Origin of the sequence: Pseudomonas sp. FP453 (assembly GCF_030687495.1) — a bacterium.
Lineage (GTDB): Bacteria > Pseudomonadota > Gammaproteobacteria > Pseudomonadales > Pseudomonadaceae > Aquipseudomonas.
In genome coordinates, this window is the sequence record NZ_CP117435.1 from 5,069,465 (window position 1) to 5,096,183 (window position 26,719).

Sequence of the window (26,719 nt, forward strand, 5' to 3'; positions counted from 1 at the left end):
GATGCCGCATGCCCCGCCGAAGCGGGGCCGCCTGGGTGTTACCCCAAGCATAGTTCTTACTTGATGGTCAGGGCTTCCAGCTTGCCGCTGTTGCCAAACACATAAAGCATGTTACCCACGACCAGCGGACGAGCACGCAGGCCGTCGCTGTCGATACGCTCGCGACCGACAAAGCGACCGTCCACCTGGCTCAGCAGGTGCAGGTAGCCTTCGAAGTCGCCAACCGCGACGTAGCTGGAGAAGACTTCCGGTGCCGACAGTTGACGGCGGGCCAGGGAGTCGTTGCTCCACAGTGCAGTGGTGGAACGCTCGTCGACACTTTCAACGGTGCCGGATGCCAGGCTTACGTAGACGCTGCCAAACCCTTGGGCGACACCGGCGTAGCTGGAAGCATCACGCTGCCAGTTCACACGACCGCTCTGCAGGTCCAGCGCCGCGACACGGCCCTGGTAAGTGGCGACGTAGAGGGTTTCACCCGACAGCAGCAAGCCACCGTCAATGTCCACTACGCGATCCAGTTCGGAACGACCTTGCGGGATAGCCACACGGGTTTCCCAGGCCGGCACGCCGTTCTGGGTATCAAGGGCGACTACTTTACCGGTGGACAAGCCTGCAACGGCCAGATTGTTGGTCACAACCGGACCACTGGTACCGCGCAGCGTCAACACCGCAGGGGTGCTGTCGTACAACCAGCGCTGCTGGCCGGTGCTGGCGTCGAGGCCGATCACACGGTCGTCCTGGGTTTGCACCACGACGATATCGCCGTTGGTGGCAGGCGGTGCGAGGACTTCACTGGTCACGCGAGCGCGCCATTTCTCTTCACCGGTGCTGGAATCCAGGGCCACGACTTCGCCTTTCAGCGTGCCGAGCATGACCATGCCGTAACCCACGCCGACGGCGCCGGATACAGGCAACTCAAGGTCTTTCTTCCACTTCACGTCACCGTTCATGCGATCCATCGAGATCACAACGCCGGTCACGTCAGCGGCCACAATGTTGTCACCGTCGATTGCCGGTACCAACATGTTGTAGGTGTCACCCTGGCCGTCACCGATGGAGCGGCTCCACTGCTTCTGCAGGACCACTTCTTCCTTGAAGCTGGTCAGCTCCGCAGGCGGCAGTTCTTTTTTACTGTTGCTGCTGCAACCCGCGGCCAGAACGGCCAGAGCCAGCAATGCTGCATGTTTCCAACGGATCACGTCACGCATCCCCTTTGGCCAAGTCGTCCAGCTTGATTTGTAAGCCACCGACCGCCGCTTCATCAGACAGCGCCGCCTTGGCTTTTTGGTACGCAGCATTGGCTTCGTCGGTACGACCCAATTGGACCAACAGGTCGCCCTTGAGCTCTTCGCGAGTGGCTACAAATGCCTTGTCAGCATCGCCTTCGAGCAGTTTGAGTGCTTCGTCGGCCTTGTTCTGTGCCGCCAGTACCTGAGCCAGGCGCTGACGTGCGATTTCACCCAGGGTCGGGTTCTTCGGCTTGTCGGCGATGGCCTTCAGCTCGGAGGCGGCGTCATCCAGCTTGCCGGTGTCGACCGCGACTTTCGCGACGAAGAGGCTGCCGTATTGGGCGTAGGTGCTACCGCCAAATTCGTTTTTCAGCTTGCCGGCCAAATCTGCAACCTGCGCAGGGTCGGGCTTGCCGTCCGGCGTCAGGGTGGTTTCCAGCAATTGCTGATAGAGGATCGAGGCGCCCTGGGATTGGTTGGCCTGATACTTGTGCCAGGCTTGCCAGCCGAACACCACCACTAAAGCCAGCAGACCGCCAGTAACCAGGGGCTTGCCGTTACGCTGCCACCAGTCCTTGAACTCGGCCAGTTGATCATCATCAGAACTCGACACCCCAATACTCCTTAATCGCTAAATTCGGCTGTTCGACAGCTTCAACCCTGCACGACGCAGGTGGCCAAGTGCGCAGCGAGCGCATCAAAGGCAATGTTCTGTTGCTCGCCCTGGCCACGCAGGGGTTTGAAACCTATCACTTGCTGGGCCAGTTCGTCATCGCCGAGGATCAGTGCATACAGCGCACCGCTCTTGTCGGCCTTCTTGAACTGGCTCTTGAAGCTGCCGGCGCCGGCATTGACTTGCAGGCGCAGGTTCGGCAGTTGGTCGCGGACCTTTTCGCTCAAGGCCAGGGCAGCCAGCTCGGCGGCCTCGCCAAAGGCACAGAGGTACACATCCACCTGACGGGAGATTTCTTCCGGGACTTTTTCCAGGGTTTCCAGCAGCAGGATCAGCCGCTCGATGCCCATGGCAAAGCCCACGCCAGTGGTCGGCTTGCCGCCCATCTGCTCGACCAGGCCGTCGTAGCGACCACCGGCACACACGGTGCCCTGGGCGCCGAGTTTGTCGGTGACCCACTCGAACACGGTCTTGCTGTAGTAATCGAGGCCGCGCACCAGCTTGGTGTTGATCACGAACGGGATGCCGGCCGCGTCCAGGCGAGCCTTGAGGCCCTCGAAGTGAATGCGCGATTCGTCGTCCAGGTAGTCGGCCATTTTTGGCGCGTCGACCAGCACGGCTTGGGTATCGGCGTTCTTGGTATCAAGAACACGCAGCGGGTTGGTTTTCAGACGGCGCTGGCTGTCTTCGTCCAACTTGTCCAGGTGGGCCGACAGGTACTCGACCAGGGCCACTTTGTAGCGGCCGCGGGATTCGCTGGTGCCCAGGCTGTTGAGTTCAAGCTTGACGGCGTCGCGTATGCCCAGCAGGCCCCACAGGCGCCAGGTCAGCACGATCAGCTCGGCGTCGATGTCCGGGCCGTCGATGTTGAAGACTTCCAGGCCGATCTGGTGGAACTGGCGATAACGGCCTTTCTGTGGACGCTCGTGGCGGAACATCGGGCCGATGTACCACAGCTTCTGCGGCTGGCCAGCACCGGTGAGACCATGCTCGAGCACGGCGCGCACGCACGCAGCAGTGCCTTCCGGGCGCAGGGTCAGGGAATCGCCGTTGCGGTCTTCAAAGGTGTACATTTCTTTTTCGACGATGTCGGTCACTTCACCGATGGAGCGTTTGAACAACTCGGTGAACTCGACGATCGGCATGCGGATCTGCTTGTAACCGTAGTTATCCAGCAGGCGCGCGACGGTGCTTTCGAAGTAGCGCCACAGCGGCGTCTGCTCCGGCAGGATGTCGTTCATGCCGCGAATGGCTTGCAGAGACTTGCTCACATCAAATCCTTAAATTCGTTCAATCAGCCGCGCGCGATCAGCGCTGCGTCAGCCGCGACCTTTTCGGCCGCTTTCTGGCGGATCAGTCTTTCGAGCTCATCCACCAGATTGTCATTCGTTAACTTCTGCGCCGGCTTGCCGTCGATGTAGATCAGGTTCGGTGTACCGCCGGTCAAGCCCACATGGGCTTCCTTGGCTTCACCCGGCCCGTTGACCACACAACCGATCACCGCAACATCCAGTGGCACCAGCAGGTCTTCGAGGCGCAATTCCAGGTCGTTCATGGTTTTCACCACGTCGAAGTTCTGCCGCGAGCAGCTCGGGCAGGCAATGAAATTGATACCACGGGAACGCAAACGCAGGGATTTGAGAATGTCGTAACCGACTTTCACTTCCTCTACCGGGTCAGCTGCCAGCGAGATGCGGATAGTATCGCCAATCCCTTCGGCGAGCAGCATACCGAGACCCACCGCAGATTTCACTGTGCCTGAGCGTAAACCGCCGGCTTCGGTGATACCCAGGTGCAGCGGTTGCACGATTTCCTTGGCCAGCAGGCGGTAGGCCTCCACCGCCATGAACACGTCGGAGGCCTTTACGCTGACCTTGAAGTCCTGGAAATTCAGGCGTTCGAGGTGTTCAACGTGGCGCAGCGCGGATTCAACCAGCGCCGCCGGGGTAGGCTCGCCGTATTTCTTTTGCAGGTCTTTTTCCAGGGAACCGGCGTTGACGCCGATGCGGATTGGAATGCCACGATCACGGGCAGCGTCGACCACGGCGCGCACACGGTCTTCGCGACCGATGTTGCCCGGGTTGATCCGCAGGCAGTCCACGCCCAACTCGGCTACACGCAAGGCGATCTTGTAGTCGAAGTGGATGTCGGCAACCAACGGCACCTTGACCAGCTGCTTGATGCGGCCGAAGGCTTCGGCGGCGTCCATGTCCGGCACGGAGACGCGCACGATGTCGACGCCGGCCGCTTCCAGACGGTTGATCTGGGCAACGGTGGCGGCCACGTCATTGGTGTCGCTGTTGGTCATGCTCTGCACGGCGATGGGGGCATCGCCACCCACCGGCACGGAGCCGACCCAGATTTTGCGCGATACGCGACGTTTGATTGGAGATTCGCCGTGCATGACTATTGTCCCAACTTCAGGCGAGCGGTCTCGCCAGTGGTGAACGGCGCCACGTCCACAGGCTGGCCGTTGTAGGCCACTTGCGCGCCACGGGCAAAGCCCAGACGCAGCGTCAAAGGAGGCTTGCCGCCTTGGTCGAGCGTATCTCCCTTACGCTTCAGACCGCTAAACAGCACTTTGCCATTGCCATCGGTGACTTGCGTCCAGCAGTCAGCGACGAAGGTAATCTGCACGCGACCATCGCCGGCGATCAGCGCTGGGGTGGTCGGCGGGGAAATGGCTGGAGCGGCCGGGGTAGCTGGAGCAGGCGCTTGTACCGGTGCGGCTGGCGTGTGGGCCTGGGCAACGGGGGCAGCCGGGGTGTGAGCGGCTGCGGCCGGCGTGACTGGCGCTGGCACGGCAGCGGTTGCGGCAGGTGCCACTTCCGGTGCCGGTTGCTCGGCAGTGACCGGCGCTTCAGGTGCAGCCTGGCCTTCGGCGACCGCCTGGTCTTCCGGCTCGTCCAACGGATGAATCTGCGTGGTGCCGTCGGCGCTTTCGACTTCGACGTGCTCCATGGCGTTGCTGGTCAGGTCCTTGGTGCGCTGGGAGGTCTGGTCTTGCCACCAGACAAAACCGCCGCCAATCACGGCGATCAGCAGCAACAGGCTGACAATGCGCAAAATCGTGTGGGAAACCCGGACAGGCTCTTCAATACGCCCCAGGCCGTGGACATTGCTGCCCTGGGAGTCGGTGCCGGTGAACTGGTCGAACTCCTGGACCAGTACCGCCTGGTCGATGCCCAGCAACTTGGCATAGGCGCGGATGTAGCCACGGGCAAAGGTATGCCCAGGCAACTTGTCGAACGCGCCGGCTTCCAGGTTGCCCAGGGACGTAGTGGTCAAATTGAGCTTGAGGGCCACTTCTGCCAGCGACCAACCATTGCTTTCGCGGGCCTGACGCAAGGTGTCGCCTGGGTTTACGCGATTAGCTGCTACAACTTCCGGGTGCGCCGCTTTCATCATTGCTCCGACAGGTATTGCTGATATTCCGGCGTACCGGGATAGAGTCGTTCGAGTTGCTGGCCAAAACGTGCGGCCGTGTCGTGTTCTTCATGAACCGTCGCCAGGCGCACGCCGAGCAATAGACTACGTGCATTTTGCCCGCTGAGCAGGCTAAAACGCTCGTAATAGTCACGAGCCGGCACATAATGCCTGTCATCAAAGGATAACTCAGCCATTTCGAGCAGTGCCCGCGGCTGACGACCATTCAAATGCAGGGCTTTTTCCAGCTGCTGGCGAGCGCTGTCGCGCTGGCCGAGGCGCATCGAGGTCACCCCGAGGTTCTCGAAGACACGGGAACGCTCAGGATAAAGGGTATCGGCGCTGGCTTGCTGGAAATAAAGGGCGGCCTGGTCAAAACGTTTCTGCTCGAACAGGAAGCTGCCGTAGTTGTTCAGCAGCCGCGGGTCGGCAGGTCGGGAGGCCAGCGCCTTGCGGAAATAGTGGTGGGCCAGGTCAGGCTCGGCCTGGGCCTGGAACACCAGGGCGAGCGCCGCATTGGCGTCGGTATCGTCGCTGTCCAGCTCAAGGGCCTTCTTCAGCGGCACCTTGGCCTGCTCGCTCATGCCTTGTTGCAGGTACCCCAAGCCCAGTTGCACATAGGCAACTCGCGCCTCATCACGGCCTTTGCCGGTTTGCAAAGGGCTGTCATGGCCCGATGAAACACAACCGGCCGCGAGGCCGGTAACAAGCAAGAGCAGCGCAAGGCGCAAGGGCATAGAGATCCTCTCTCAGATTCGATTCACAGCAATCAGCGGCAAATCGTCGGCGGCATTCGCTTCACGCCCGGCGATGTAACGCTCACTGCGGCGGGTGCGGTCCATCACCTGCCCGACCAATTGGCCACAGGCGGCGTCGATGTCTTCACCACGGGTGGTGCGCACGGTGACGTTGTAGCCGGCCTGGTGCAGTTGATCCTGGAAACGGCGGATGGCGTTGTTGCTCGGCCGCTCGTAGCCAGAATGGGGAAACGGGTTGAACGGGATCAGGTTGATCTTGCACGGGGTGTTCTTGAGCAACTCGATCATCTCGACAGCGTGCTCAACCTTGTCGTTGATGTCCTTGAGCATGGTGTACTCAATGGTCAACACGCGTTTCTCGCCCAAGGTCGCCATGTAACGCTGGCAGGATTCGAGCAGCATCTTAAGCGGATACTTCTTGTTGATCGGCACCAATTGGTTACGCAATGCGTCATTGGGTGCGTGCAGCGACAACGCCAGGGAGACGTCGATGTGCTTGGCCAGCTCATCGATCATCGGCACCACGCCGGAGGTCGACAGGGTCACGCGGCGCTTGGAGATGCCGTAGCCCAGGTCGTCCATCATCAGGTGCATGGCCGCGATGACGTTGTCGAAGTTCAGCAGCGGCTCACCCATGCCCATCATCACCACGTTGGTGATGGCACGGTCGACGGTTGCCGGGACGCTGCCAAAGGATTTGTTGGCAATCCACACCTGGCCGATGACTTCGGCGGCGGTGAGGTTGCTATTGAAGCCTTGCTTGCCGGTGGAGCAGAAACTGCAATCCAGGGCGCAGCCTGCCTGGGACGAAACGCACAAGGTGCCGCGTTTGCCCTGGGGAATGTACACGGTCTCGACGCAGCTGCCGGACGCCACGCGCACCACCCACTTACGGGTGCCGTCGCTGGAGATGTCCTCGCTCACCACTTCGGGACCACGGACCTCAGCAATGGCCTTGAGCTTGTCGCGCAAGGCCTTGCTGACGTTCGTCATGGCATCGAAATCGTCGACGCCAAAGTGGTGAATCCATTTCATTACCTGACCGGCACGGAAACGCTTCTCCCCGATTGAGTCGAAGAATTTCTCCATTTCCGGCTGGGTCAGACCCAGCAGGTTGGTTTTAACAGTCGATGTAGTCATGGATTCACCCTCACTCTTTAAGCCAATGCTTAGCGAGCGGTTACTTCAGTAGCAGCGAAAAAGTACGAGATTTCGCGAGCAGCAGCAGCTTCGGAGTCCGAACCGTGTACAGCGTTGGCGTCGATGGATTCAGCGAAGTCAGCACGGATGGTGCCGGCAGCAGCTTCTTTAGGGTTGGTAGCGCCCATCAGCTCACGGTTCAGAGCGATAGCGTTTTCGCCTTCCAGAACCTGAACAACAACAGGACCGGAGATCATGAAGGCAACCAGGTCGCCGAAGAAGCCACGAGCGCTGTGCTCAGCGTAGAAGCCTTCAGCTTCGGCTTTGGACAGTTGCTTGAGTTTCGAAGCTACAACCTTCAGGCCGGCTTTTTCGAAACGAGTGGTGATCTCGCCGATGACGTTTTTTGCAACAGCGTCAGGCTTGATGATGGAGAAAGTACGTTGAACAGCCATGGTGTAACTCCAGAAACGGTAATTTACGAAAAATTAAACCCGCGAATTATACGCGGGTTATTGGGTATTGCCTAACCTGCGGGGACGATCAGTCGATTTCTTCGATCCAGAGCTGCTGGACCGCTTCCAAGACCTTCTCGCCACAACGGCCAGAAGTATTGTCGAAATCAGGCAGCTCCATGATCCAGCGCTGCAGATCAACGAAGTTGACCGTCAGCGGGCTCACATCCGGCTTGGCTTCAGCGAGCTCTTCAGCAATGCGCTGTACATCATTCCAACCATAATTCATGACAGTTCTACCAATCAGTGCGGCGCTTCGGCCGCATGGTTGAGCGAATATTTCGGAATTTCGACAGTGATGTCTTCGGTCCCGACCTTGGCCTGACAGCTCAGGCGCGAATGCGCTTCCAAGCCCCAGGCGCGATCAAGAAAGTCCTCTTCCAGTTCGTCAGCCTCTTCCAGGGTGTTGAAGCCCTCACGGATGATGCAGTGACAGGTGGTGCAGGCGCAGACGCCGCCGCAGGCACTTTCGATCTCGATGTGGTTGTCATGGGCGACTTCGAGGATGGACTTGCCGGTCTCAGCCTCCACGACCATACCGTCCGGGCAATGCTCGGCGTGTGGCAGAAAAATGACCTGCGGCATTAATTATTCCTCGATTTCATTCAGGTTGCGTCCCGCCAGGGCGGCTTTCACCGTCTGGTCCATGCGGCGGGCAGCGAAGGCATCGGTCACTTGCGACAGACGCTTGGTCTGTTGCTCGATGGCATAACCATCGGTGCCTTTCATCAATTCGGCCAGTTCCTGCATCTGCAGGTCGATGACCATGCGTTCTTCCGCGTCCAGCAGGCGCTCGCCATCGACGTCCAGGGCACCCTGCACGGCTTCGAGCAGGCGCTGGGCATCCACTTGCTGCTCGCGCAATACGCGGGCGACCTTGTCGTCACCGGCGTACTGGAACGAGTCCTTAAGCATCTTGGCGATTTCGCCATCGGTGAGGCCGTAGGACGGCTTGACCTGGATACTGGCTTCAACGCCCGAGCCTAGCTCACGCGCCGCAACGCTGAGCAGGCCATCGGCGTCGACCTGGAAGGTCACGCGAATCTTCGCCGCACCGGCCACCATCGCCGGAATGCCGCGCAATTCAAAGCGCGCCAGGGAGCGGCAGTCGCTGATCAGCTCGCGCTCGCCTTGCAGCACATGAATCATCATGGCCGTCTGGCCATCTTTGTAAGTGGTGAAGTCCTGGGCGCGGGCGACTGGGATGGTGGTGTTGCGTGGAATCACCTTCTCCATCAGGCCGCCCATGGTTTCCAGGCCCAGGGACAACGGAATCACGTCGAGCAACAGCAGTTCGCCACCGTCGCGTTTGTTGCCGGCCAGGGTGTCGGCCTGGATCGCGGCGCCGATGGCGACCACTTGATCCGGGTCGATTTCAGTCAACGGCTGGCGGCCAAAGGCCTCGGCGACAGCGTCACGAACACGCGGCACGCGGGTGGAACCGCCAACCATGACCACGGCGCCGACATCTTCCAGCTCGATACCGGAGTCACGCACGGCGCGGCGGCAGGCTTTCAGGCTGCGGGCGACCATCGGCTCGATCAACGCATCGAAGGCTTCGCGGGTCAGCTGGGCCGACCAGTTGCCGTAGGAAACTTCAACGGAAGCAGCATCAGTCAGCGCTTCTTTGGCGGCGCAGGCGGTTTGCAGCAGGTTGCGCTGCGCGCCCGGGTCTAGGTCGGCGGACAGACCGGCGCTGCTGATGATCCAGCCGGCAATGGCGTGGTCGAAATCGTCGCCACCCAGGGCGCTGTCGCCGCCGGTGGCCAGCACTTCAAACACACCGCCGGTCAGGCGCAGGATCGAAATATCAAAGGTACCGCCGCCCAAATCGTAGATCGCGACCAGGCCTTCAGCATGCTGGTCGAGGCCGTAAGCCACCGCAGCAGCCGTCGGCTCGTTGAGCAGGCGCAGCACGTTCAGGCCGGCGAGTTTTGCCGCATCCTTGGTGGCTTGGCGCTGGGCGTCATCGAAATAGGCTGGAACGGTGATCACCGCCCCTACCAGTTCGCCGCCCAAGGTGCTTTCCGCGCGCTGGCGCAGCACCTTGAGGATATCGGCCGACACTTCCACCGGGCTTTTCGGGCCCTGCACGGTGTCGATGAACGGCATGTGGGATTCACCGCCGACAAAGCGGTACGGCAGCTGGTCGCCCAATTGCTTGACGTCGGACAACCCACGACCCATCAAGCGCTTGACCGACAGCACGGTATTCAAGGGATCGGTAGACGCGGCCAATTTGGCCGACTCGCCGACTTCGGTGCGATCCGCGTGATAACGCACGGCGGACGGCAGGATCACCTGGCCATCGGCGTCGGGCAGCGGCTCGGACAGGCCGCTGCGCAAGGCAGCAACCAGGGAATTGGTGGTGCCCAGGTCAATCCCGACCGCCAGGCGACGCTGGTGCGGTTGTGGGCTTTGGCCGGGTTCGGCGATTTGCAGTAGGGCCATGGTAATCAGGTCTTATCTGTCTATCAGGCGTGCATCACGGGCAGCACACGGGGTTAATCGTCGAGGCGCTCTTCTAGCTGGCGCACTTCGTAGGTGAGCTTGTCGAGGAACTGCATGCGCCGCATCAGGCGTTCGGCCTGTTCACGTTGCGCTGCATCATCCCAACAGGCTGCGAAGCTTTCGTTGAGCTCATCCTGGGCCGTTTTCAGACGACGCTTGAAGACTGCAACACCGGCCAGATCGGCTTCGTCCTGCAAGTCTTCGAGTTCTTCGCGCCACTGCATCTGCTGCATCAGGAAGTCCGGATCATGCACCGTGACTTCCAGCGGCAGCTCTCCACCGTTCATCGCGAGCAGGTAACGCGCGCGCTTGGGCGGATTTTTCAGGGTCTGATAAGCCTCGTTGAGGCTGGCCGACTTCTCCAGAGCAACGCGTTGCTCACGCTCGGAGGCGTCGGCAAAGCGGTCTGGATGCACCCCACGCGCCAACTCTCGGTAGCGCGTGGCAAGCTGCTCAAGGTCCAGCCGAAAGCTCGGCTGCAGCTCGAATAAAGCGAAATGACAAGGAGTACCCACGAATAGCCTCAGATGTTGAAGCTTTCGCCGCAGCCACATTCACCGCGTACGTTGGGGTTGTTGAACTTGAAGCCTTCGTTCAACCCTTCCTTGACGAAATCGAGCTCGGTGCCGTCCAGGTAGGTCAGGCTTTTAGGGTCGATGATCACTTTCTCGCCGTGACTTTCGAACACCTGGTCTTCCGCAACCACCTCGTCGACGAACTCCAGCACATAGGCAAGGCCGGAACAGCCCGTGGTGCGTACACCCAGACGAATCCCCTCACCTTTACCGCGCCCATTCAGGGAGCGGCGAATGTGCTGCGCAGCCGCTTCTGTCATGCTGATAGCCATCGTTGACTCCTTACTCGTCGCCAAATGCTTAGATCAAGCCTTTCTTCTGCTTGTAGTCGCGAACGGCCGCCTTGATGGCGTCTTCAGCGAGTACGGAGCAGTGGATTTTCACTGGCGGCAGGGCCAGTTCTTCGGCCAGCTGGGTGTTGCTGATGGTGACAGCCTCATCCAGGGTCTTGCCTTTCATCCATTCGGTCGCCAGGGAGCTGGAGGCGATGGCCGAACCGCAGCCGTAGGTCTTGAACTTGGCGTCTTCGATAACGCCCGCTTCGTTGACCTTGATCTGCAGGCGCATCACATCGCCGCACGCCGGAGCGCCGACCATGCCAGTGCCGACATCTGGGTCTTCCGCGTCCATCTTGCCGACGTTACGCGGGTTTTCGTAGTGGTCGATGACCTTTTCGCTGTAAGCCATGGTACTGAATCCTCACTCATCAGGGCCGCTCTGGGACCCTGTAGACACGCCTGCGTTTTCCGCCACGTGCCTACAGAGCTGGGGTGGCGGCTTCTATATTTAGTGTGCCGCCCACTCGATCTTGGAAATATCGACACCGTCTTTGTACATGTCCCACAGTGGCGACAGGACGCGCAGCTTGTTCACGGCTTCGCAGACTTTCTGCGCGGCGTAGTCAACTTGCTCTTCGGTGGTGAAACGGCCGAACGTAAAGCGGATCGAGCTGTGTGCCAGTTCGTCGTTGCGGCCCAGGGCGCGCAGCACGTAGGACGGCTCAAGGGACGCCGAGGTGCAGGCCGAACCGGACGAAACCGCCAGGTCCTTGAGCGCCATGATCAGCGACTCGCCTTCGACGTAGTTGAAGCTCAAATTCAGGTTGTGCGGTACACGGGCGGTCATGCTGCCGTTGATGTACAGCTCTTCAAGGTTCTCGACCTGCTTGTAGAAGCGGTCGCTGAGGACCTTGATACGAATGTTTTCGGCAGCCATGTCTTCCTTGGCTACGCGGAAGGCTTCGCCCATGCCCACGATCTGGTGGGTCGCCAGGGTGCCCGAACGCATGCCGCGCTCGTGACCGCCGCCGTGCATGGTGGCTTCGATGCGCACGCGAGGCTTGCGGCTCACGTACAGCGCGCCGATGCCTTTAGGGCCGTAGGTCTTGTGGGCAGAGAACGACATCAGGTCGACTTTCAGCTTCGACAGGTCGATATCGACCTTGCCGGTGGACTGAGCAGCGTCGACGTGCAGCAGGATGCCCTTGGAACGGGTCAGCTCGCCGATGGCCGCGATGTCGTTGATGGTGCCGATTTCGTTGTTCACGTGGATCACGGAAACCAGGATGGTGTCTTCACGCAGCGCGGCTTCGATCATGGCCGGGGTGACGATACCGTCGGTGGTCGGCTCGAGGTAGGTGACCTCGAAACCTTCACGCTCCAGTTGGCGCATGGTGTCGAGGACAGCCTTGTGCTCAATCTTGGTGGTGATCAGGTGTTTGCCTTTGGTCGCATAGAAATGCGCCGCGCCCTTGATTGCCAGGTTGTCGGATTCCGTAGCACCGGAGGTCCAGACGATTTCGCGCGGATCGGCGTTGACCAGGTCAGCGACCTGACGACGAGCGTTTTCCACCGCTTCCTCGGCTTTCCAGCCGAACACGTGGGAACGGGAGGCCGGGTTGCCGAAGTTTCCGTCAACCAGCAGGCATTCGCTCATCTTTTGCGCGACACGCGGATCAACCGGGGTGGTCGCAGAGTAATCAAGGTAAATCGGCAATTTCATGGACTTTCTCCTAAATCAGGCTGGCTGGCGTGCCGTTAGCTCTTCGGCTGTCACTCGACGGCGGACGCTTCAATCTTGTCCAGACGCGGCGCCTTGGTGTTGCAACGGCGCTGGTCCTGACGCTGGGCTACTTCTTGCACCTCACGGCGAGTCACAAGATCAGCCAAGCTGATACCACTCAAAAACTCATGGATCTGCAGGCTCAAGTCACACCACAGGTGGTGAGTCAGGCAGGTGTCGCCGGCGTGGCAATCACCCAGGCCCTGGCACTTGGTGGCATCGACGGATTCGTTGACCGCGTCGATCACCTGGGCGACCTGGATGCCCTGCATATCGCGGGAAAGCTGATAGCCACCCCCTGGCCCACGCACGCTGGAAACCAGATTGCTGCGGCGCAGCTTGGCGAACAGTTGCTCAAGGTAGGACAGGGAAATGCCTTGACGCTCGGAGATATCGGCCAGGGACACCGGCCCAGTTTGCGCGTGCAAAGCCAAGTCGAGCATGGCAGTCACCGCGTATCGGCCTTTTGTAGTCAGTCTCATGGACAAGTACCAAGGTGTTTCAGAATGGGAGCGAGTATGCGATTCCCGAGTATTTAAGTCAACTATAAGACCTAGTACTTTAGTCAGGATTACCCGTAAAAAGGGCGCGCGAATCATAGCAGGATGGGGTGGGGAGGACCAGCAGCATCAGGCCCGGGCGGGAGCCGTAAGACCAATGGAGATCAAATGTGGGAGCTGGCTTGCCTGCGATAGCGGTATGCCAGCCACCTCTTGGGTTACTGACCCACCGCTATCGCAGGCAAGCCAGCTCCCACAGGGTTATGTATTGACCTTTGGAACTAGCCAGCCTTGGTGGCAGCTTCGTCCTTGATTTCGGCGAAGTCTTCTTCGCGCAACTCGGGCAGATCCTTCGCGCAGTAAGGGCTGCCCAGATCCTTCAACGCGCCGCACATGCCATCCAGCTTACCGTCGACCGCTTGCAGATGATCGAGCAACTGACCAATGGCGCGCGCCACAGGGTCGGGCATGTCTTCGCTGACGCCATAGGCATCAAAGCCGATCTTCTCGGCCATGGCCTTGCGCTTGGCTTCCTGCTCGTCGCCGACTTCCGGCTTGACGATAATCCGCCCAGGAATGCCGACAACCGTTGCGCCAGGTGGCACGGCCTTGGTCACCACGGCATTGGACCCCACCTTGGCGCCCGCACCGACCGTGAATGGACCGAGCACCTTGGCGCCCGCCCCTACCACCACGCCATCACCCAGTGTCGGGTGGCGCTTGCCTTTATTCCAACTGGTACCGCCAAGGGTTACGCCCTGATACAGGGTTACGTCATCACCGATTTCAGCGGTCTCGCCGATCACGATGCCCATGCCATGATCGATAAAGAAGCGACGCCCCACCTTGGCACCCGGATGGATCTCGATCCCGGTCATCCAGCGACCAAAGTTCGACACCAGCCGCGCCAGCCATTTCCAGCCCATGCCCCACAGGGCGCCGGACAGGCGGTGAATCCAGATGGCGTGCATGCCCGGGTAGCAGGTCAGCACTTCAAAGGCGTTGCGCGCCGCCGGGTCACGGTGGAAAACACTCTGGATATCTTCTCGCAGACGCTCGAACATTTTTAATCCTTCCGCTTTAGAAGCTCGCCACGGGCCGCTTTCTGGGTTTCCGTGAGGATGCCACGCAATATATTCATTTCCGCTCGGCTGACCGAGCTACGCCCGTACAAGCGACGCAGGCGCGCCATCAAGTGCCGTGGTTTTTCCGGATCGAGGAATTCGATGGCCACCAGGGTTTGTTCCAGGTGCTCATAGAACCGCTCCAGCTCATCCATGGTGGCCAACTCGCCACTTTTGGTCGAAGCCACCTCGTCCTTTTCCACTTTGCTTGGCTGACCTTCGGCGGCCAGCCAGGCCATGCGCACTTCGTACGTCAACACCTGCACCGCTGCCCCGAGGTTCAGCGAGCTGAATTCAGGGTCTGATGGAATGTGCACGTGGTAATGACATCGCTGCAGCTCGTCGTTGGTGAGGCCGGAGTCTTCACGGCCGAATACCAAGGCGATTTCAGCGCCGCCGGCGGCTTCCTCCACCACTTTGGTGCCGCACTCACGCGGGTCCAGCAGCGGCCAAGGGATACGACGGTCGCGCGCACTGGTGCCCAGCACCAGGTTGCAACCGACCAACGCATCTTCCAGGGTGGCGACAACCTGGGCTTTTTCCAGGATGTCATTAGCGCCGGACGCGCGGGCATCGGCCTCGTGATGCGGGAACACACGCGGTTCGACCAGCACCAGGCGCGTCAGCCCCATGTTTTTCATGGCTCGCGCCACCCCACCGATATTGCCGGGATGACTGGTATTGACCAAGACGACACGAATGTTTTGCAGCAAGGGAGGCGCTCTCGGACACGGGAAAGGGGAGCAAATCTTACAGAACCGCCTAAGGTTATGCCATGAAAGCTAACGTCGTCCTTCACCTGAAGAAAGTTTCTGCTAGAATGCTCGGCTTTCTTTAACAACCTTAGGTGACACATCCATGCAGCCCATGCTGAATATTCGCGCTGCGCGCCGCCCGCAGCGCCAGTGAATTGATCTTCCGCTCCATCGAGCGCCTGGATACCATCAAGGTCGACGAAAAAGACGCCAAGGATTATGTATCCGAGGTGGACCGCGCCGCCGAACAGAAAATCATCGACGCGCTGCGCAAGGCCTACCCGACCCACGGCATCCTCGGCGAGGAAACCGGCCTGCACAAAGGCAGCGGCGAAGGCGAAGACTACCTGTGGATCATCGACCCACTGGATGGCACCACCAACTTCCTGCGCGGCATCCCGCACTTTGCCGTGAGCATCGCGTGCAAATACCGTGGCCGCCTGGAACACGCTGTCGTACTCGACCCGGTTCGCCAGGAAGAATTTACCGCCAGCCGTGGCCGTGGCGCCCAGCTGAATGGTCGTCGCCTGCGTGTCAGCGGCCGCACCAGCCTGGACGGCGCCCTGCTGGGTACCGGCTTCCCGTTCCGTGACGACCAGATGGACAACCTGGAAAACTACCTGGGCATGTTCCGCGCCCTGGTTGGCCAGACCGCTGGCATCCGTCGCGCTGGCGCAGCAAGCCTGGACCTGGCTTATGTGGCCGCCGGTCGGTTTGATGCGTCTGGGAATCGGGCCTGTCCGAGTGGGACATGGCTGCAGGCGCCCTGCTGATCCAGGAAGCAGGCGGCTTGGTGAGCGATTTCACCGGTGGTCATGACTTCCTTGAGAAAGGCCACGTAGTTGCTGGTAACACCAAATGCTTCAAGGCAGTACTGACGGCGATCCAGCCGCACCTGCCGGCTTCGCTGAAGCGCTAAGCGAGCGAGCACAAAAAAAGCACCCTTCGGGGTGCTTTTTTTATGCCTGGGATTCGGCAACGACACACATCAACTGTGGGAGCGGGCTTGCCCGCGAATGCGGTGGGCCAGTCAATACATCCGGCGACTGACACTGCGCTTTCGCGGGCAAGCCCGCTCCCACATTTTGAACTGCATCAGGCTTAAGAATTACTGCTGATTCTGACCGAGAATCAGACGACCCTCTTTGTCCACCGGAATCTGGCTACCAGGGTCGCGCTCCATACGCACGGAGCCTTCCTTGCCATCCAGGTTGTAACGCACGTCATAACCGACCACTTTGTCGCTGATGTCGTTCACGGTGTTACAACGGGTTTGCGTGGTGGTGTAGGTATCACGGTTCTGCATGCCTTCCTGAACCTTGTTACCGGCGTAACCGCCACCGACCGCACCGGCTACCGTAGCCAGTTTCTTGCCATTACCGCCACCGACCTGGTTGCCGAGCAGGCCACCGGCCAGCGCACCGACCACGGTGCCGACGATTTGATGTTGATCCTGCACCGGCTTCTGCCGGGTCACGGCGACGTCCTTGCAGACTTCCCGTGGCGTCTTGATCTGGGTTTTCACCGGCTGTACTGCCAGCACTTGCGCATACTCAGGGCCGCTTTTTACCAGGCTATAGGTGGCAAAAGCACCCCCGGCAGTCACACCGACAGCACCCAATACCGCACCCACCAGCAACGACTTGTTCACATGAACCTCCTGACCATCACAAACGGACGGAAACGTCCGCGCTATACCCAGCCTTGGAGCAAAAAAAAAGGCACGAGTTCAATACTCGTGCCTTTCTTGTAACAGCGGATCAACAACTGCCCATCAAGGGCGGTCGTCGACCTCCTTGCCGGTAGCAGCAGGAGGGATCAGGTCTTCGCTGTTGAGGTTCAGCCAGATCAGTACCACGTTGGCGATGTAGATCGACGAGTAGGTACCCGCCAGAACGCCGATGAACAGCGCCAGGGAGAAGCCCCACAGGTTGTCGCCACCGAAGATCATCAGCGCAGCAATCGCCAGCAAGGTGGAGATCGACGTTGCCATGGTCCGCAGCAGGGTCTGGGTGGTGGAGATGTTGATGTTCTCGATCAACGACGCCTTGCGCAGTACACGGAAGTTCTCACGAACCCGGTCGAATACCACGATGGTGTCGTTGAGGGAGTAACCAATGATCGCCAGCACGGCTGCCAGTACGGTCAGGTCGAAGGTGATCTGGAAGTACGCCAGGATACCCACGGTGACGATCACGTCGTGGATCAGCGAGACAATCGCGCCCACGCCGAACTTCCACTGAAAGCGGAACGCCAGGTAGATCATGATGCCGACCAGCGCCATCAGCATGCCGAGGCCGCCCTGGTCGCGCAGTTCTTCACCCACTTGCGGGCCGACGAACTCGACGCGCTTGACCGACGCCGGGTTGTCGCCGCCGACCTTCTGCAAGGCCTCGGCCACCTGGTGACCCAGTTGCGGGTCTTCGCCCGGCATACGCACCAGCAGGTCGGTGGTTGCACCGAAGCTCTGCACGATGGCTTCGTGATAGCCGGCCTTGACCAGCTCGTTGCGCACCAGGGTGACGTCGGCAGGCTTCTCGTAGGTCAGCTCGATGAGCGTACCGCCGGTGAAGTCCAGACCGTAGTTCAGGCCCTTATGGAACCAGCTGAACAACGCCAGAACGGTAAGGAGCACAGTGACGCCGAACGCAACGTTGCGAACGCCCATGAAGTTGATTGTACGTAACATGGCAGCCCCTTAAATCCACAACTTCTTGAAGTCACGCCCGCCATAAATCAGGTTGACCATTGCGCGGGTCACCATGATGGCCGTGAACATCGAGGTAAAGATACCGAGGGACATGGTTACCGCAAAACCCTTGACCGGGCCGGTACCCATGGCGAAGAGAATCCCGCCGACCAGCAAGGTGGTCAGGTTGGAGTCGAGAATCGCGGTAAATGCCCGGCCGAAGCCTTCGTTGATTGCACGCTGTACGGTCATGCCGTTGGCGATCTCTTCGCGGATCCGCGAGAAGATCAGTACGTTGGCGTCTACGGCCATACCCATGGTGAGTACGATACCGGCGATACCTGGCAAGGTCAGCGTAGCGCCCAGCAGCGACATCAGGGCCAGCAGCATCACCATGTTGCCCGCGAGGGCCACGGTGGCGATGATACCGAAGAAGCGGTAGATGGCGATGATGAACAGGGACACGAACAGCATGCCCCACAAGGCGGCGTCGATACCTTTGGTGATGTTGTCGGCACCCAGGCTCGGGCCGATGGTGCGTTCTTCAGCGAAGTACATCGGAGCCGCCAGGCCACCGGCACGCAGCAGCAGTGCCAACTCGGACGACTCGCCCTGGCCGTTCAGGCCAGTGATGCGGAATTGAGCACCCAGCGGCGACTGGATGGTCGCCAGGCTGATGATCTTCTTCTCTTCCTTGAAGGACTGCACCGGCACGTCTTTCTCGACGCCGTTGACGATCTGCTTGGCGTAGGTGGTCACCGGGCGTTGCTCGATGAAGATCACCGCCATGCTGCGACCGACGTTGCTGCGCGTGGCGCGACTCATCAGTTCGCCACCATGACCATCCAGGCGGATGTTCACTTCAGGGGTACCGTGCTCGCCGAAACCGGCCTTGGCATCGGTCACCTGGTCACCGGTGATGATCAAGCTGCGCTCGATCAATGCAGGAGGGCGGTTGCCTTCGCGGAACTCGAACTCTTCCGAAGTGGCTTTGGAAGCACCCGGCTCAGCAGCCAGACGGAACTCCAGGTTGGCCGTCTTGCCCAGGATACGCTTGGCTTCAGCAGTGTCCTGCACACCCGGCAGCTCGACCACGATGCGGTTGGCACCCTGGCGCTGAACGATCGGCTCGGCCACACCCAGCTCGTTGACGCGGTTACGTACCGTGGTCAAGTTCTGCTTGATCGAGTATTCGCGGATTTCCGCCAGCTTGGCCGGGGTCATCGCCAGACGCAGTACAGGTTGACCGTTGAGGTCGGCCGGTACGATGTCGAAATCGGTGAAGTTCTTGCGGATCAGCGCACGAGCCTGTTCACGGGAAGCTTCATCAGAGAAGCCCAGCTGAATGGCACCGTTGAGCTGCGGCAGGCTGCGATAACGCAACTTCTCTTTGCGCAGCAGGCTCTTCACGTCGCCTTCGTAGACTTTCAGGCGCGCGTCGAGGGCTTTGTCCATGTCGACTTCCAGCAGGAAGTGCACACCACCGGACAAGTCCAGACCCAGCTTCATCGGGTGCGCGCCAATGCTGCGCAGCCATTTTGGCGTGGTCTGTGCCAGGTTGAGCGCGACAACGTAGTCGTCACCCATGGCCTTGCGCACGACATCCTTGGCCGGCAATTGGTCTTCTTGCTTGGTCAGGCGCAACAAGCCGCCCTTCGCATCAGCCGCCAACGTTGCCGCCTTGACCTGGATACCCGCGTCGGTGAGCGCTTTGCTCGCGCGTTCCAGATCAGCCTGATTGACCTGCAGCGAAGTGCTGGCGCCAGTGATCTGGATCGCCGGGTCATCAGGATAGAGATTGGGAGCGGAATAAATAAAACCGATCGCCAGCACCGCCAGGATCAGTACGTATTTCCACAGAGGGTATTTGTTCAGCATCACGCCGCCCGCTTATGACGCGGGGCGCCTTGCGCGCCCCGTCGATTGGTAAAGGTTGTTACTCAGATCGCTTTGAGCGTGCCTTTTGGCAGCGTGGCGGCGATGGCGCCCTTCTGGAACTTCATTTCTACGGTGTCGGAGACTTCCAGTACCACGAAAGCATCGGAAACCTTGGTGATCTTGCCGGCGATGCCGCCAGTGGTCACGACTTCGTCACCTTTTTGCAGGCTGCCCAGCAGGTTTTTCTGCTCTTTGGCGCGCTTGGCCTGTGGACGCCAGATCATCAGGTAGAAGATGACCAGGAAGCCGACCAGGAAAAATCCACTCGAAACCACCGCCCATAGGGCCGGCAGCAGCAGGCGCAGCGGCGTCAGCCATGGCGTTAGAGATAAAAAAGCTCATTTAGCACTCCAGTTGCAAATAGTGAATCTTAGGGTCGGAAAACTCAGTCCAAGGGCGGCACAGGGAGCCCGCGCTTGGCATAGAAGGCATCGACGAAGGCGGCCAATGTACCCTGTTGAATAGCCTCGCGCAAACCAGCCATCAGGACTTGGTAGTGACGCAAATTGTGGATGGTATTCAACATGCTACCCAGCATTTCCCCACACTTGTCCAGATGGTGCAGATAAGCACGGGAGAAGTTCTGGCAGGTGTAGCAATCACAGGTGGGATCCAGCGGCGAATCATCATGGCGATGGAACGCGTTACGGATCTTCAGCACGCCTGTATCGATGAACAGATGCCCATTGCGGGCATTACGGGTTGGCATCACGCAATCGAACATGTCCACACCGCGGCGCACACCCTCTACGAGATCCTCCGGTTTGCCAACGCCCATAAGGTAACGAGGGTTTGTCAGACGGCATCAGGCCCGGCAGATAATCCAGCACCTTGATCATCTCGTGCTTGGGCTCACCCACCGACAGACCGCCGATGGCCAGGCCGTCAAAACCGATTTTGTCGAGGCCTTCCAGCGAGCGTTTGCGCAGGCTTTCGTGCATGCCGCCCTGGACGATGCCGAACAGCGCAGCGGTGTTGTCGCCGTGGGCGTTCTTCGAGCGCTGGGCCCAACGCAGGGACAGCTCCATGGAGATCCGCGCGACGTCTTCGTCGGCCGGGTACGGCGTGCATTCGTCGAAAATCATCACGATGTCGGAGCCCAGGTCACGCTGCACCTGCATCGACTCTTCGGGGCCCATGAACACTTTGGAACCGTCCACCGGCGAGGCGAAGGTCACGCCCTCTTCCTTGATCTTGCGCATGGCGCCCAGGCTGAACACCTGGAAACCGCCGGAGTCGGTGAGGATCGGGCCTTGCCACTTCATGAAGTCATGCAGGTCGCCATGCTTCTTGATCACTTCCGTGCCCGGGCGCAGCCACAGGTGGAAGGTATTGCCGAGGATGATTTCGGCGCCGGTGGCGACGATATCCCGTGGCAACATGCCCTTGACGGTGCCGTAGGTGCCAACCGGCATGAACGCAGGGGTCTCCACGGTGCCGCGCGGGAAGGTCAGGCGACCGCGACGGGCCTTGCCGTCGGTGGCGAGCAATTCAAACGACATACGACTCATAGTTGTTCCTCTGGGCCGCGTGGCGCCGGGTTACGGGTGATGAACATCGCATCACCGTAGCTGAAAAAACGGTACGCGTTATCGATGGCCGCTTGGTAAGCCGCCATGGTTTCCGGGTAGCCGGCAAATGCCGAGACCAGCATCAATAGCGTGGATTCGGGCAAATGGAAATTGGTCACCAGGCAATCGACCACATGGAACGGACGGCCTGGGAAGATAAAGATATCGGTGTCGCCACTGAAAGGCTTGAGCACACCATCACGCGCTGCGCTTTCCAGGGAGCGCACGCTGGTGGTCCCGACGGCCACTACACGCCCGCCACGCGCCTTGCACGCAGCCACAGCGTCAACCACTTCCTGGCTGACTTCCAGCCACTCGCTGTGCATGTGGTGGTCTTCGATGTTATCCACACGCACCGGCTGAAACGTGCCGGCCCCCACGTGCAGGGTTACATAGGCGGTCTCGACGCCCTTGGCGGCGATTGCATCCAGCAGCGGCTGGTCGAAATGCAGGCCGGCCGTCGGTGCAGCGACTGCACCGAGGCGCTGGGAGTAAACCGTCTGATAGCGTTCGCGGTCCGAGTCTTCGTCGGGACGGTCGATGTAGGGCGGCAGCGGCATATGGCCGACACGCTCCAGCAGCGGCAGCACCTCTTCGGCGAACTTGAGCTCGAACAACGCGTCATGACGCGCAACCATCTCAGCCTCACCGCCACCGTCGATGAGGATCTTCGATCCCGGTTTTGGCGATTTGCTGGAGCGCACATGGGCCAGCACGCGGTGGCTGTCCAGTACGCGCTCCACCAGAACTTCCAGCTTGCCGCCGGAAGCTTTCTGGCCAAACAGGCGCGCCGGAATCACCCGGGTATTGTTGAACACCATCAGATCGCCTGGGCGCAAATGCTCAAGCAAATCAGTGAATTGACGGTGTGCGAGGGCACCGCTGGGCCCGTCCAGGGTCAGCAGTCGACTGGCGCGACGCTCGGCCAAAGGGTGGCGAGCGATCAGCGAATCAGGAAGCTCAAAAGTAAAGTCAGCAACGCGCATGATGGAGTTCGTCTAGCAGGGCCGGGAAGTCTAGCGGAAATAGTGAAAATTGACCATGAAAGGTGATTGACCAACGGTAATCTCATCTCTATACTTCGCCGCCATTGAGCCCTGATGGCGGAATTGGTAGACGCGGCGGATTCAAAATCCGTTTTCGAAAGGAGTGGGAGTTCGAGTCTCCCTCGGGGCACCATCTTAAAAAAAGACCTTGAAATTCAAGGTCTTTTTTTTCGCCTGTAGAAAAGTACACCAGCGGCTAAATCCATCATTCATGGGCTACACCACGCGCGCCCCTCCCTCCTCCAGGGTCGCTCTACGCGCCCAACTGGCGCAATGCGCTCGCTACCATTCATCGCAAGCTCACAAGCCTCCAGCGACCGCTGAAGCGCGTCCAGCACTCAGAAGCACTCGGGTGTTTTGATAAGAAACGGTAACGCGGAAAACGACACAGCCACACGAGAAGTCACAGACCGGCCGTGACCATAAGGCCTGCACTCGCACGCAGCTGATACTGCGATCACTCGAAGCAACACGTAAAGCCGCCGCGAACGAAGCAGCAAGCACTTTTCTCGCGCCCAAAACAAAACCCCATCTGCTTTCGCAAATGGGGTTTCGGAATTTAATCTTGACGATGACCTACTCTCACATGGGGAAACCCCACACTACCATCGGCGATGCATCGTTTCACTGCTGAGTTCGGGATGGGATCAGGTGGTTCCAATGCTCTATGGTCGTCAAGAAATTCGGGTACTGAGTCGTGACCAAGTGGCCTCGCTTCAGCAAATTGGGTATGTGACAGCTTTCGGTGTTTTGTGAGAATCGAACTTTCGGTTCTATCGTCTTCACACACCGCAATCTGATGCTCTTTCGAGTAGTCAAATTGCTTGGGTGTTATATGGTCAAGCCTCACGGGCAATTAGTATTGGTTAGCTCAACGCCTCACAGCGCTTACACACCCAACCTATCAACGTCGTAGTCTTCGACGGCCCTTCAGGGAACTCAAGGTTCCAGTGAGATCTCATCTTGAGGCTAGTTTCCCGCTTAGATGCTTTCAGCGGTTATCTATTCCGAACATAGCTACCCGGCAATGCCACTGGCGTGACAACCGGAACACCAGAGGTTCGTCCACTCCGGTCCTCTCGTACTAGGAGCAGCCCCTCTCAAATCTCAAACGTCCACGGCAGATAGGGACCGAACTGTCTCACGACGTTCTAAACCCAGCTCGCGTACCACTTTAAATGGCGAACAGCCATACCCTTGGGACCGGCTTCAGCCCCAGGATGTGATGAGCCGACATCGAGGTGCCAAACACCGCCGTCGATATGAACTCTTGGGCGGTATCAGCCTGTTATCCCCGGAGTACCTTTTATCCGTTGAGCGATGGCCCTTCCATACAGAACCACCGGATCACTAAGACCTACTTTCGTACCTGCTCGACGTGTCTGTCTCGCAGTCAAGCGCGCTTTTGCCTTTATACTCTACGACCGATTTCCGACCGGTCTGAGCGCACCTTCGTACTCCTCCGTTACTCTTTAGGAGGAGACCGCCCCAGTCAAACTACCCACCATACACTGTCCTCGATCCGGATAACGGACCTGAGTTAGAACCTCAAAGTTGCCAGGGTGGTATTTCAAGGTTGGCTCCACGCAGACTGGCGTCCACGCTTCAAAGCCTCCCACCTATCCTACACAAGCAAATTCAAAGTCCAGTGCAAAGCTATAGTAAAGGTTCACGGGGTCTTTCCGTCTAGCCGCGGATACACTGCATCTTCACAGCGATTTCAATTTCACTGAGTCTCGGGTGGAGACAGCGCCGCCATCGTTACGCCATTCGTGCAGGTCGGAACTTACCCGACAAGGAATTTCGCTACCTTAGGACCGTTATAGTTACGGCCGCCGTTTACCGGGGCTTCGATCAAGAGCTTCGCGTTAGCTAACCCCATCAATTAACCTTCCGGCACCGGGCAGGCGTCACACCCTATACGTCCACTTTCGTGTTTGCAGAGTGCTGTGTTTTTAATAAACAGTCGCAGCGGCCTGGTATCTTCGACCGGCATGAGCTTACGGAGCAAGTCCTTCACCCTCACCGGCGCACCTTCTCCCGAAGTTACGGTGCCATTTTGCCTAGTTCCTTCACCCGAGTTCTCTCAAGCGCCTTGGTATTCTCTACCCAACCACCTGTGTCGGTTTGGGGTACGGTTCCTGGTTACCTGAAGCTTAGAAGCTTTTCTTGGAAGCATGGCATCAACCACTTCGTTAACTAAAAGTTAACTCGTCATCAGCTCTCGGCCTTAGAATCCCGGATTTACCTAAGATTCCAGCCTACCACCTTAAACTTGGACAACCAACGCCAAGCTGGCCTAGCCTTCTCCGTCCCTCCATCGCAATAACCAGAAGTACAGGAATATTAACCTGTTTTCCATCGACTACGCTTTTCAGCCTCGCCTTAGGGACCGACTAACCCTGCGTCGATTAACGTTGCGCAGGAAACCTTGGTCTTTCGGCGTGGGTGTTTTTCACACCCATTGTCGTTACTCATGTCAGCATTCGCACTTCTGATACCTCCAGCAAGCTTCTCAACTCACCTTCACAGGCTTACAGAACGCTCCTCTACCGCATCACTTACGTGATACCCGTAGCTTCGGTGTATGGTTTGAGCCCCGTTACATCTTCCGCGCAGGCCGACTCGACTAGTGAGCTATTACGCTTTCTTTAAAGGGTGGCTGCTTCTAAGCCAACCTCCTAGCTGTCTAAGCCTTCCCACATCGTTTCCCACTTAACCATAACTTTGGGACCTTAGCTGACGGTCTGGGTTGTTTCCCTTTTCACGACGGACGTTAGCACCCGCCGTGTGTCTCCCATGCTCGGCACTTGTAGGTATTCGGAGTTTGCATCGGTTTGGTAAGTCGGGATGACCCCCTAGCCGAAACAGTGCTCTACCCCCTACAGTGATACATGAGGCGCTACCTAAATAGCTTTCGAGGAGAACCAGCTATCTCCGAGCTTGATTAGCCTTTCACTCCGATCCACAGGTCATCCGCTAACTTTTCAACGGTAGTCGGTTCGGTCCTCCAGTTAGTGTTACCCAACCTTCAACCTGCCCATGGATAGATCGCCCGGTTTCGGGTCTATTCCCAGCGACTAGACGCCCTATTAAGACTCGCTTTCGCTACGCCTCCCCTATTCGGTTAAGCTCGCCACTGAAAATAAGTCGCTGACCCATTATACAAAAGGTACGCAGTCACCCAACAAAGTGGGCTCCCACTGCTTGTACGCATACGGTTTCAGGATCTATTTCACTCCCCTCTCCGGGGTTCTTTTCGCCTTTCCCTCACGGTACTAGTTCACTATCGGTCAGTCAGTAGTATTTAGCCTTGGAGGATGGTCCCCCCATATTCAGACAAAGTTTCTCGTGCTCCGTCCTACTCGATTTCATGACTAAGAGATTTTCGCGTACAGGGCTATCACCCACTATGGCCGTACTTTCCAGAACGTTCCGCTAATCTCAAAGCCACTTAAGGGCTAGTCCCCGTTCGCTCGCCACTACTAAGGGAATCTCGGTTGATTTCTTTTCCTCAGGGTACTTAGATGTTTCAGTTCCCCTGGTTCGCCTCTTACGCCTATGTATTCAGCGTAAGATAACCATCTTATGATGGCTGGGTTCCCCCATTCAGACATCTCCGGATCAAAGTCTGTTTGCCGACTCCCCGAAGCTTTTCGCAGGCTACCACGTCTTTCATCGCCTCTGACTGCCAAGGCATCCACCGTATGCGCTTCTTCACTTGACCATATAACCCCAAGCAATCTGGTTATACTGTGAAGACAACATTCGCCGAAAATTCGATAATACTCAAAACTGAGTACTCACAAATTTTACCTTAGCCTGATCCGTTACCAGTGAAAGTAACGTTCAGTCTATCTTTCTATCACATACCCAAATTTTTAAAGAACGATCTAATCAAAGACTAGAAATCAACATTCACCATCATCACGATGGAATGCTCATTTCTAAGCTTTCAACAAACAGAAGCAGTAGTGGTGGAGCCAAACGGGATCGAACCGTTGACCTCCTGCGTGCAAGGCAGGCGCTCTCCCAGCTGAGCTATGGCCCCGTATTTCTACAGGCGTTTCCCACACAAAATTGGTGGGTCTGGGCAGATTCGAACTGCCGACCTCACCCTTATCAGGGGTGCGCTCTAACCAACTGAGCTACAGACCCAATTTCGGGCTGCTTCTTTATCGTCTTCTTCAATGAATCAAGCAATTCGT

The 26,719-nt window shown here is 58.6% G+C and carries 22 protein-coding genes, 3 tRNA genes, 2 rRNA genes and 3 pseudogenes; 2 read left to right on the top strand and 28 right to left on the bottom strand.

Translation table 11 applies throughout. From position 1 onward, the window contains the following. Positions 1-56: 56 nt before the first annotated feature. From bamB to trmJ, 18 genes are all read right to left on the bottom strand, one after another. Complete coding sequence (bamB, locus tag PSH87_RS22975; RefSeq protein ID WP_305431241.1) at positions 57-1,208, bottom strand: outer membrane protein assembly factor BamB; 1,152 nt, start codon at positions 1,206-1,208, stop codon at positions 57-59. After that, positions 1,201-1,842 (bottom strand): tetratricopeptide repeat protein, encoded by a 642-nt coding sequence (locus tag PSH87_RS22980; RefSeq protein WP_017736816.1) that lies wholly within the window; start codon positions 1,840-1,842, stop codon positions 1,201-1,203. The genes bamB and PSH87_RS22980 overlap by 8 nt, the downstream gene beginning before the upstream one ends. A 41-nt stretch (positions 1,843-1,883) precedes the next feature. After that, positions 1,884-3,173, bottom strand: coding sequence for a histidine--tRNA ligase (gene hisS, locus PSH87_RS22985; RefSeq protein WP_017736817.1), 1,290 nt, complete (start codon positions 3,171-3,173; stop codon positions 1,884-1,886). A gap of 23 nt (positions 3,174-3,196) precedes the next feature. Then, positions 3,197-4,306: a flavodoxin-dependent (E)-4-hydroxy-3-methylbut-2-enyl-diphosphate synthase gene (ispG, locus tag PSH87_RS22990; protein ID WP_017736818.1), complete on the bottom strand. Its 1,110-nt coding sequence runs from the start codon at positions 4,304-4,306 to the stop codon at positions 3,197-3,199. Positions 4,307-4,308: 2 nt separating this feature from the next. Beyond that, complete coding sequence (locus tag PSH87_RS22995) at positions 4,309-5,307, bottom strand: RodZ family helix-turn-helix domain-containing protein (protein WP_017736819.1); 999 nt, start codon at positions 5,305-5,307, stop codon at positions 4,309-4,311. After that, a complete protein-coding gene (gene pilW, locus PSH87_RS23000; protein WP_305431244.1) occupies positions 5,307-6,065 on the bottom strand; it encodes a type IV pilus biogenesis/stability protein PilW in 759 nt (252 codons plus the stop codon). Before pilW ends, PSH87_RS22995 begins: the two co-directional genes overlap by 1 nt. Positions 6,066-6,077: 12 nt before the next feature. Continuing rightward, on the bottom strand, positions 6,078-7,226 hold the full coding sequence (gene rlmN, locus PSH87_RS23005) for a 23S rRNA (adenine(2503)-C(2))-methyltransferase RlmN (RefSeq protein ID WP_017736821.1): 1,149 nt from the start codon (positions 7,224-7,226) through the stop codon (positions 6,078-6,080). A gap of 29 nt (positions 7,227-7,255) precedes the next feature. Continuing rightward, positions 7,256-7,681 carry a nucleoside-diphosphate kinase gene (gene ndk / locus PSH87_RS23010; protein WP_003175956.1) on the bottom strand — a complete coding sequence of 142 codons (426 nt, stop codon included), beginning with the start codon at positions 7,679-7,681 and terminating at the stop codon, positions 7,256-7,258. Positions 7,682-7,769: 88 nt separating this feature from the next. Beyond that, a complete protein-coding gene (iscX, locus tag PSH87_RS23015) occupies positions 7,770-7,970 on the bottom strand; it encodes a Fe-S cluster assembly protein IscX (RefSeq protein WP_017736822.1) in 201 nt (66 codons plus the stop codon). Positions 7,971-7,984: 14 nt separating this feature from the next. Then, complete coding sequence (fdx, locus tag PSH87_RS23020; protein ID WP_017736823.1) at positions 7,985-8,326, bottom strand: ISC system 2Fe-2S type ferredoxin; 342 nt, start codon at positions 8,324-8,326, stop codon at positions 7,985-7,987. Positions 8,327-8,329: 3 nt separating this feature from the next. Continuing rightward, positions 8,330-10,192, bottom strand: coding sequence for a Fe-S protein assembly chaperone HscA (gene hscA, locus PSH87_RS23025; protein ID WP_305431246.1), 1,863 nt, complete (start codon positions 10,190-10,192; stop codon positions 8,330-8,332). Positions 10,193-10,245: 53 nt separating this feature from the next. Further along, complete coding sequence (hscB, locus tag PSH87_RS23030; RefSeq protein ID WP_038848811.1) at positions 10,246-10,767, bottom strand: co-chaperone HscB; 522 nt, start codon at positions 10,765-10,767, stop codon at positions 10,246-10,248. An 8-nt stretch (positions 10,768-10,775) separates the two neighbouring features. Further along, positions 10,776-11,099 carry an iron-sulfur cluster assembly protein IscA gene (iscA, locus tag PSH87_RS23035; protein ID WP_003175963.1) on the bottom strand — a complete coding sequence of 108 codons (324 nt, stop codon included), beginning with the start codon at positions 11,097-11,099 and terminating at the stop codon, positions 10,776-10,778. A 28-nt stretch (positions 11,100-11,127) separates the two neighbouring features. Continuing rightward, on the bottom strand, positions 11,128-11,514 hold the full coding sequence (iscU, locus tag PSH87_RS23040) for a Fe-S cluster assembly scaffold IscU (protein ID WP_010565229.1): 387 nt from the start codon (positions 11,512-11,514) through the stop codon (positions 11,128-11,130). A gap of 99 nt (positions 11,515-11,613) precedes the next feature. After that, positions 11,614-12,828 carry an IscS subfamily cysteine desulfurase gene (locus PSH87_RS23045; protein WP_305431249.1) on the bottom strand — a complete coding sequence of 405 codons (1,215 nt, stop codon included), beginning with the start codon at positions 12,826-12,828 and terminating at the stop codon, positions 11,614-11,616. Positions 12,829-12,878: 50 nt separating this feature from the next. Next, positions 12,879-13,370 (bottom strand): Fe-S cluster assembly transcriptional regulator IscR, encoded by a 492-nt coding sequence (gene iscR / locus PSH87_RS23050; protein WP_003194020.1) that lies wholly within the window; start codon positions 13,368-13,370, stop codon positions 12,879-12,881. A gap of 299 nt (positions 13,371-13,669) precedes the next feature. Further along, entirely contained in the window at positions 13,670-14,452 is a 783-nt protein-coding gene (gene cysE, locus PSH87_RS23055; RefSeq protein ID WP_017736828.1) for a serine O-acetyltransferase, read from the bottom strand. Positions 14,453-14,454: 2 nt separating this feature from the next. After that, the gene (gene trmJ, locus PSH87_RS23060) at positions 14,455-15,225 is read right to left on the bottom strand and encodes a tRNA (cytosine(32)/uridine(32)-2'-O)-methyltransferase TrmJ (RefSeq protein WP_026136796.1); all 771 of its coding nucleotides are present in this window, start codon (positions 15,223-15,225) and stop codon (positions 14,455-14,457) included. A 145-nt stretch (positions 15,226-15,370) separates the two neighbouring features. Here trmJ and suhB point away from each other — a divergent pair. Continuing rightward, positions 15,371-16,186: pseudogene (gene suhB, locus PSH87_RS23065) on the top strand (inositol-phosphate phosphatase). A gap of 189 nt (positions 16,187-16,375) precedes the next feature. On the opposite strand, the gene PSH87_RS23070 reads toward suhB, so the two are convergent. The 6 genes and pseudogenes from PSH87_RS23070 to queA form a co-directional block, all read right to left on the bottom strand. After that, positions 16,376-16,918, bottom strand: coding sequence for a glycine zipper 2TM domain-containing protein (locus tag PSH87_RS23070; protein WP_017736830.1), 543 nt, complete (start codon positions 16,916-16,918; stop codon positions 16,376-16,378). A 123-nt stretch (positions 16,919-17,041) separates the two neighbouring features. Beyond that, positions 17,042-17,956 carry a protein translocase subunit SecF gene (secF, locus tag PSH87_RS23075; RefSeq protein ID WP_120449815.1) on the bottom strand — a complete coding sequence of 305 codons (915 nt, stop codon included), beginning with the start codon at positions 17,954-17,956 and terminating at the stop codon, positions 17,042-17,044. A gap of 9 nt (positions 17,957-17,965) precedes the next feature. Continuing rightward, complete coding sequence (gene secD / locus PSH87_RS23080; protein WP_017736832.1) at positions 17,966-19,834, bottom strand: protein translocase subunit SecD; 1,869 nt, start codon at positions 19,832-19,834, stop codon at positions 17,966-17,968. Between the two features lie 62 nt (positions 19,835-19,896). Next, positions 19,897-20,236: pseudogene (gene yajC, locus PSH87_RS23085) on the bottom strand (preprotein translocase subunit YajC). A 43-nt stretch (positions 20,237-20,279) separates the two neighbouring features. After that, positions 20,280-21,396, bottom strand: a pseudogene (gene tgt / locus PSH87_RS23090) (tRNA guanosine(34) transglycosylase Tgt). Positions 21,397-21,401: 5 nt separating this feature from the next. Beyond that, on the bottom strand, positions 21,402-22,451 hold the full coding sequence (gene queA, locus PSH87_RS23095; RefSeq protein ID WP_017736834.1) for a tRNA preQ1(34) S-adenosylmethionine ribosyltransferase-isomerase QueA: 1,050 nt from the start codon (positions 22,449-22,451) through the stop codon (positions 21,402-21,404). A 108-nt stretch (positions 22,452-22,559) separates the two neighbouring features. Between queA and PSH87_RS23100 the strand changes: the two genes are divergently transcribed. Then, a tRNA-Leu gene (locus tag PSH87_RS23100) sits at positions 22,560-22,644 on the top strand. A gap of 430 nt (positions 22,645-23,074) precedes the next feature. Here the strand turns inward: PSH87_RS23100 and rrf are convergent. The 4 genes from rrf to PSH87_RS23120 form a co-directional block, all read right to left on the bottom strand. Further along, positions 23,075-23,190: ribosomal RNA gene (gene rrf / locus PSH87_RS23105) — 5S ribosomal RNA — on the bottom strand. A gap of 156 nt (positions 23,191-23,346) precedes the next feature. Beyond that, positions 23,347-26,238 (bottom strand): 23S ribosomal RNA (locus PSH87_RS23110). 248 nt (positions 26,239-26,486) lie between these two features. After that, positions 26,487-26,562: transfer RNA gene (locus tag PSH87_RS23115), tRNA-Ala, on the bottom strand. A gap of 30 nt (positions 26,563-26,592) precedes the next feature. After that, a tRNA-Ile gene (locus PSH87_RS23120) sits at positions 26,593-26,669 on the bottom strand. Positions 26,670-26,719 lie beyond the last annotated feature (50 nt).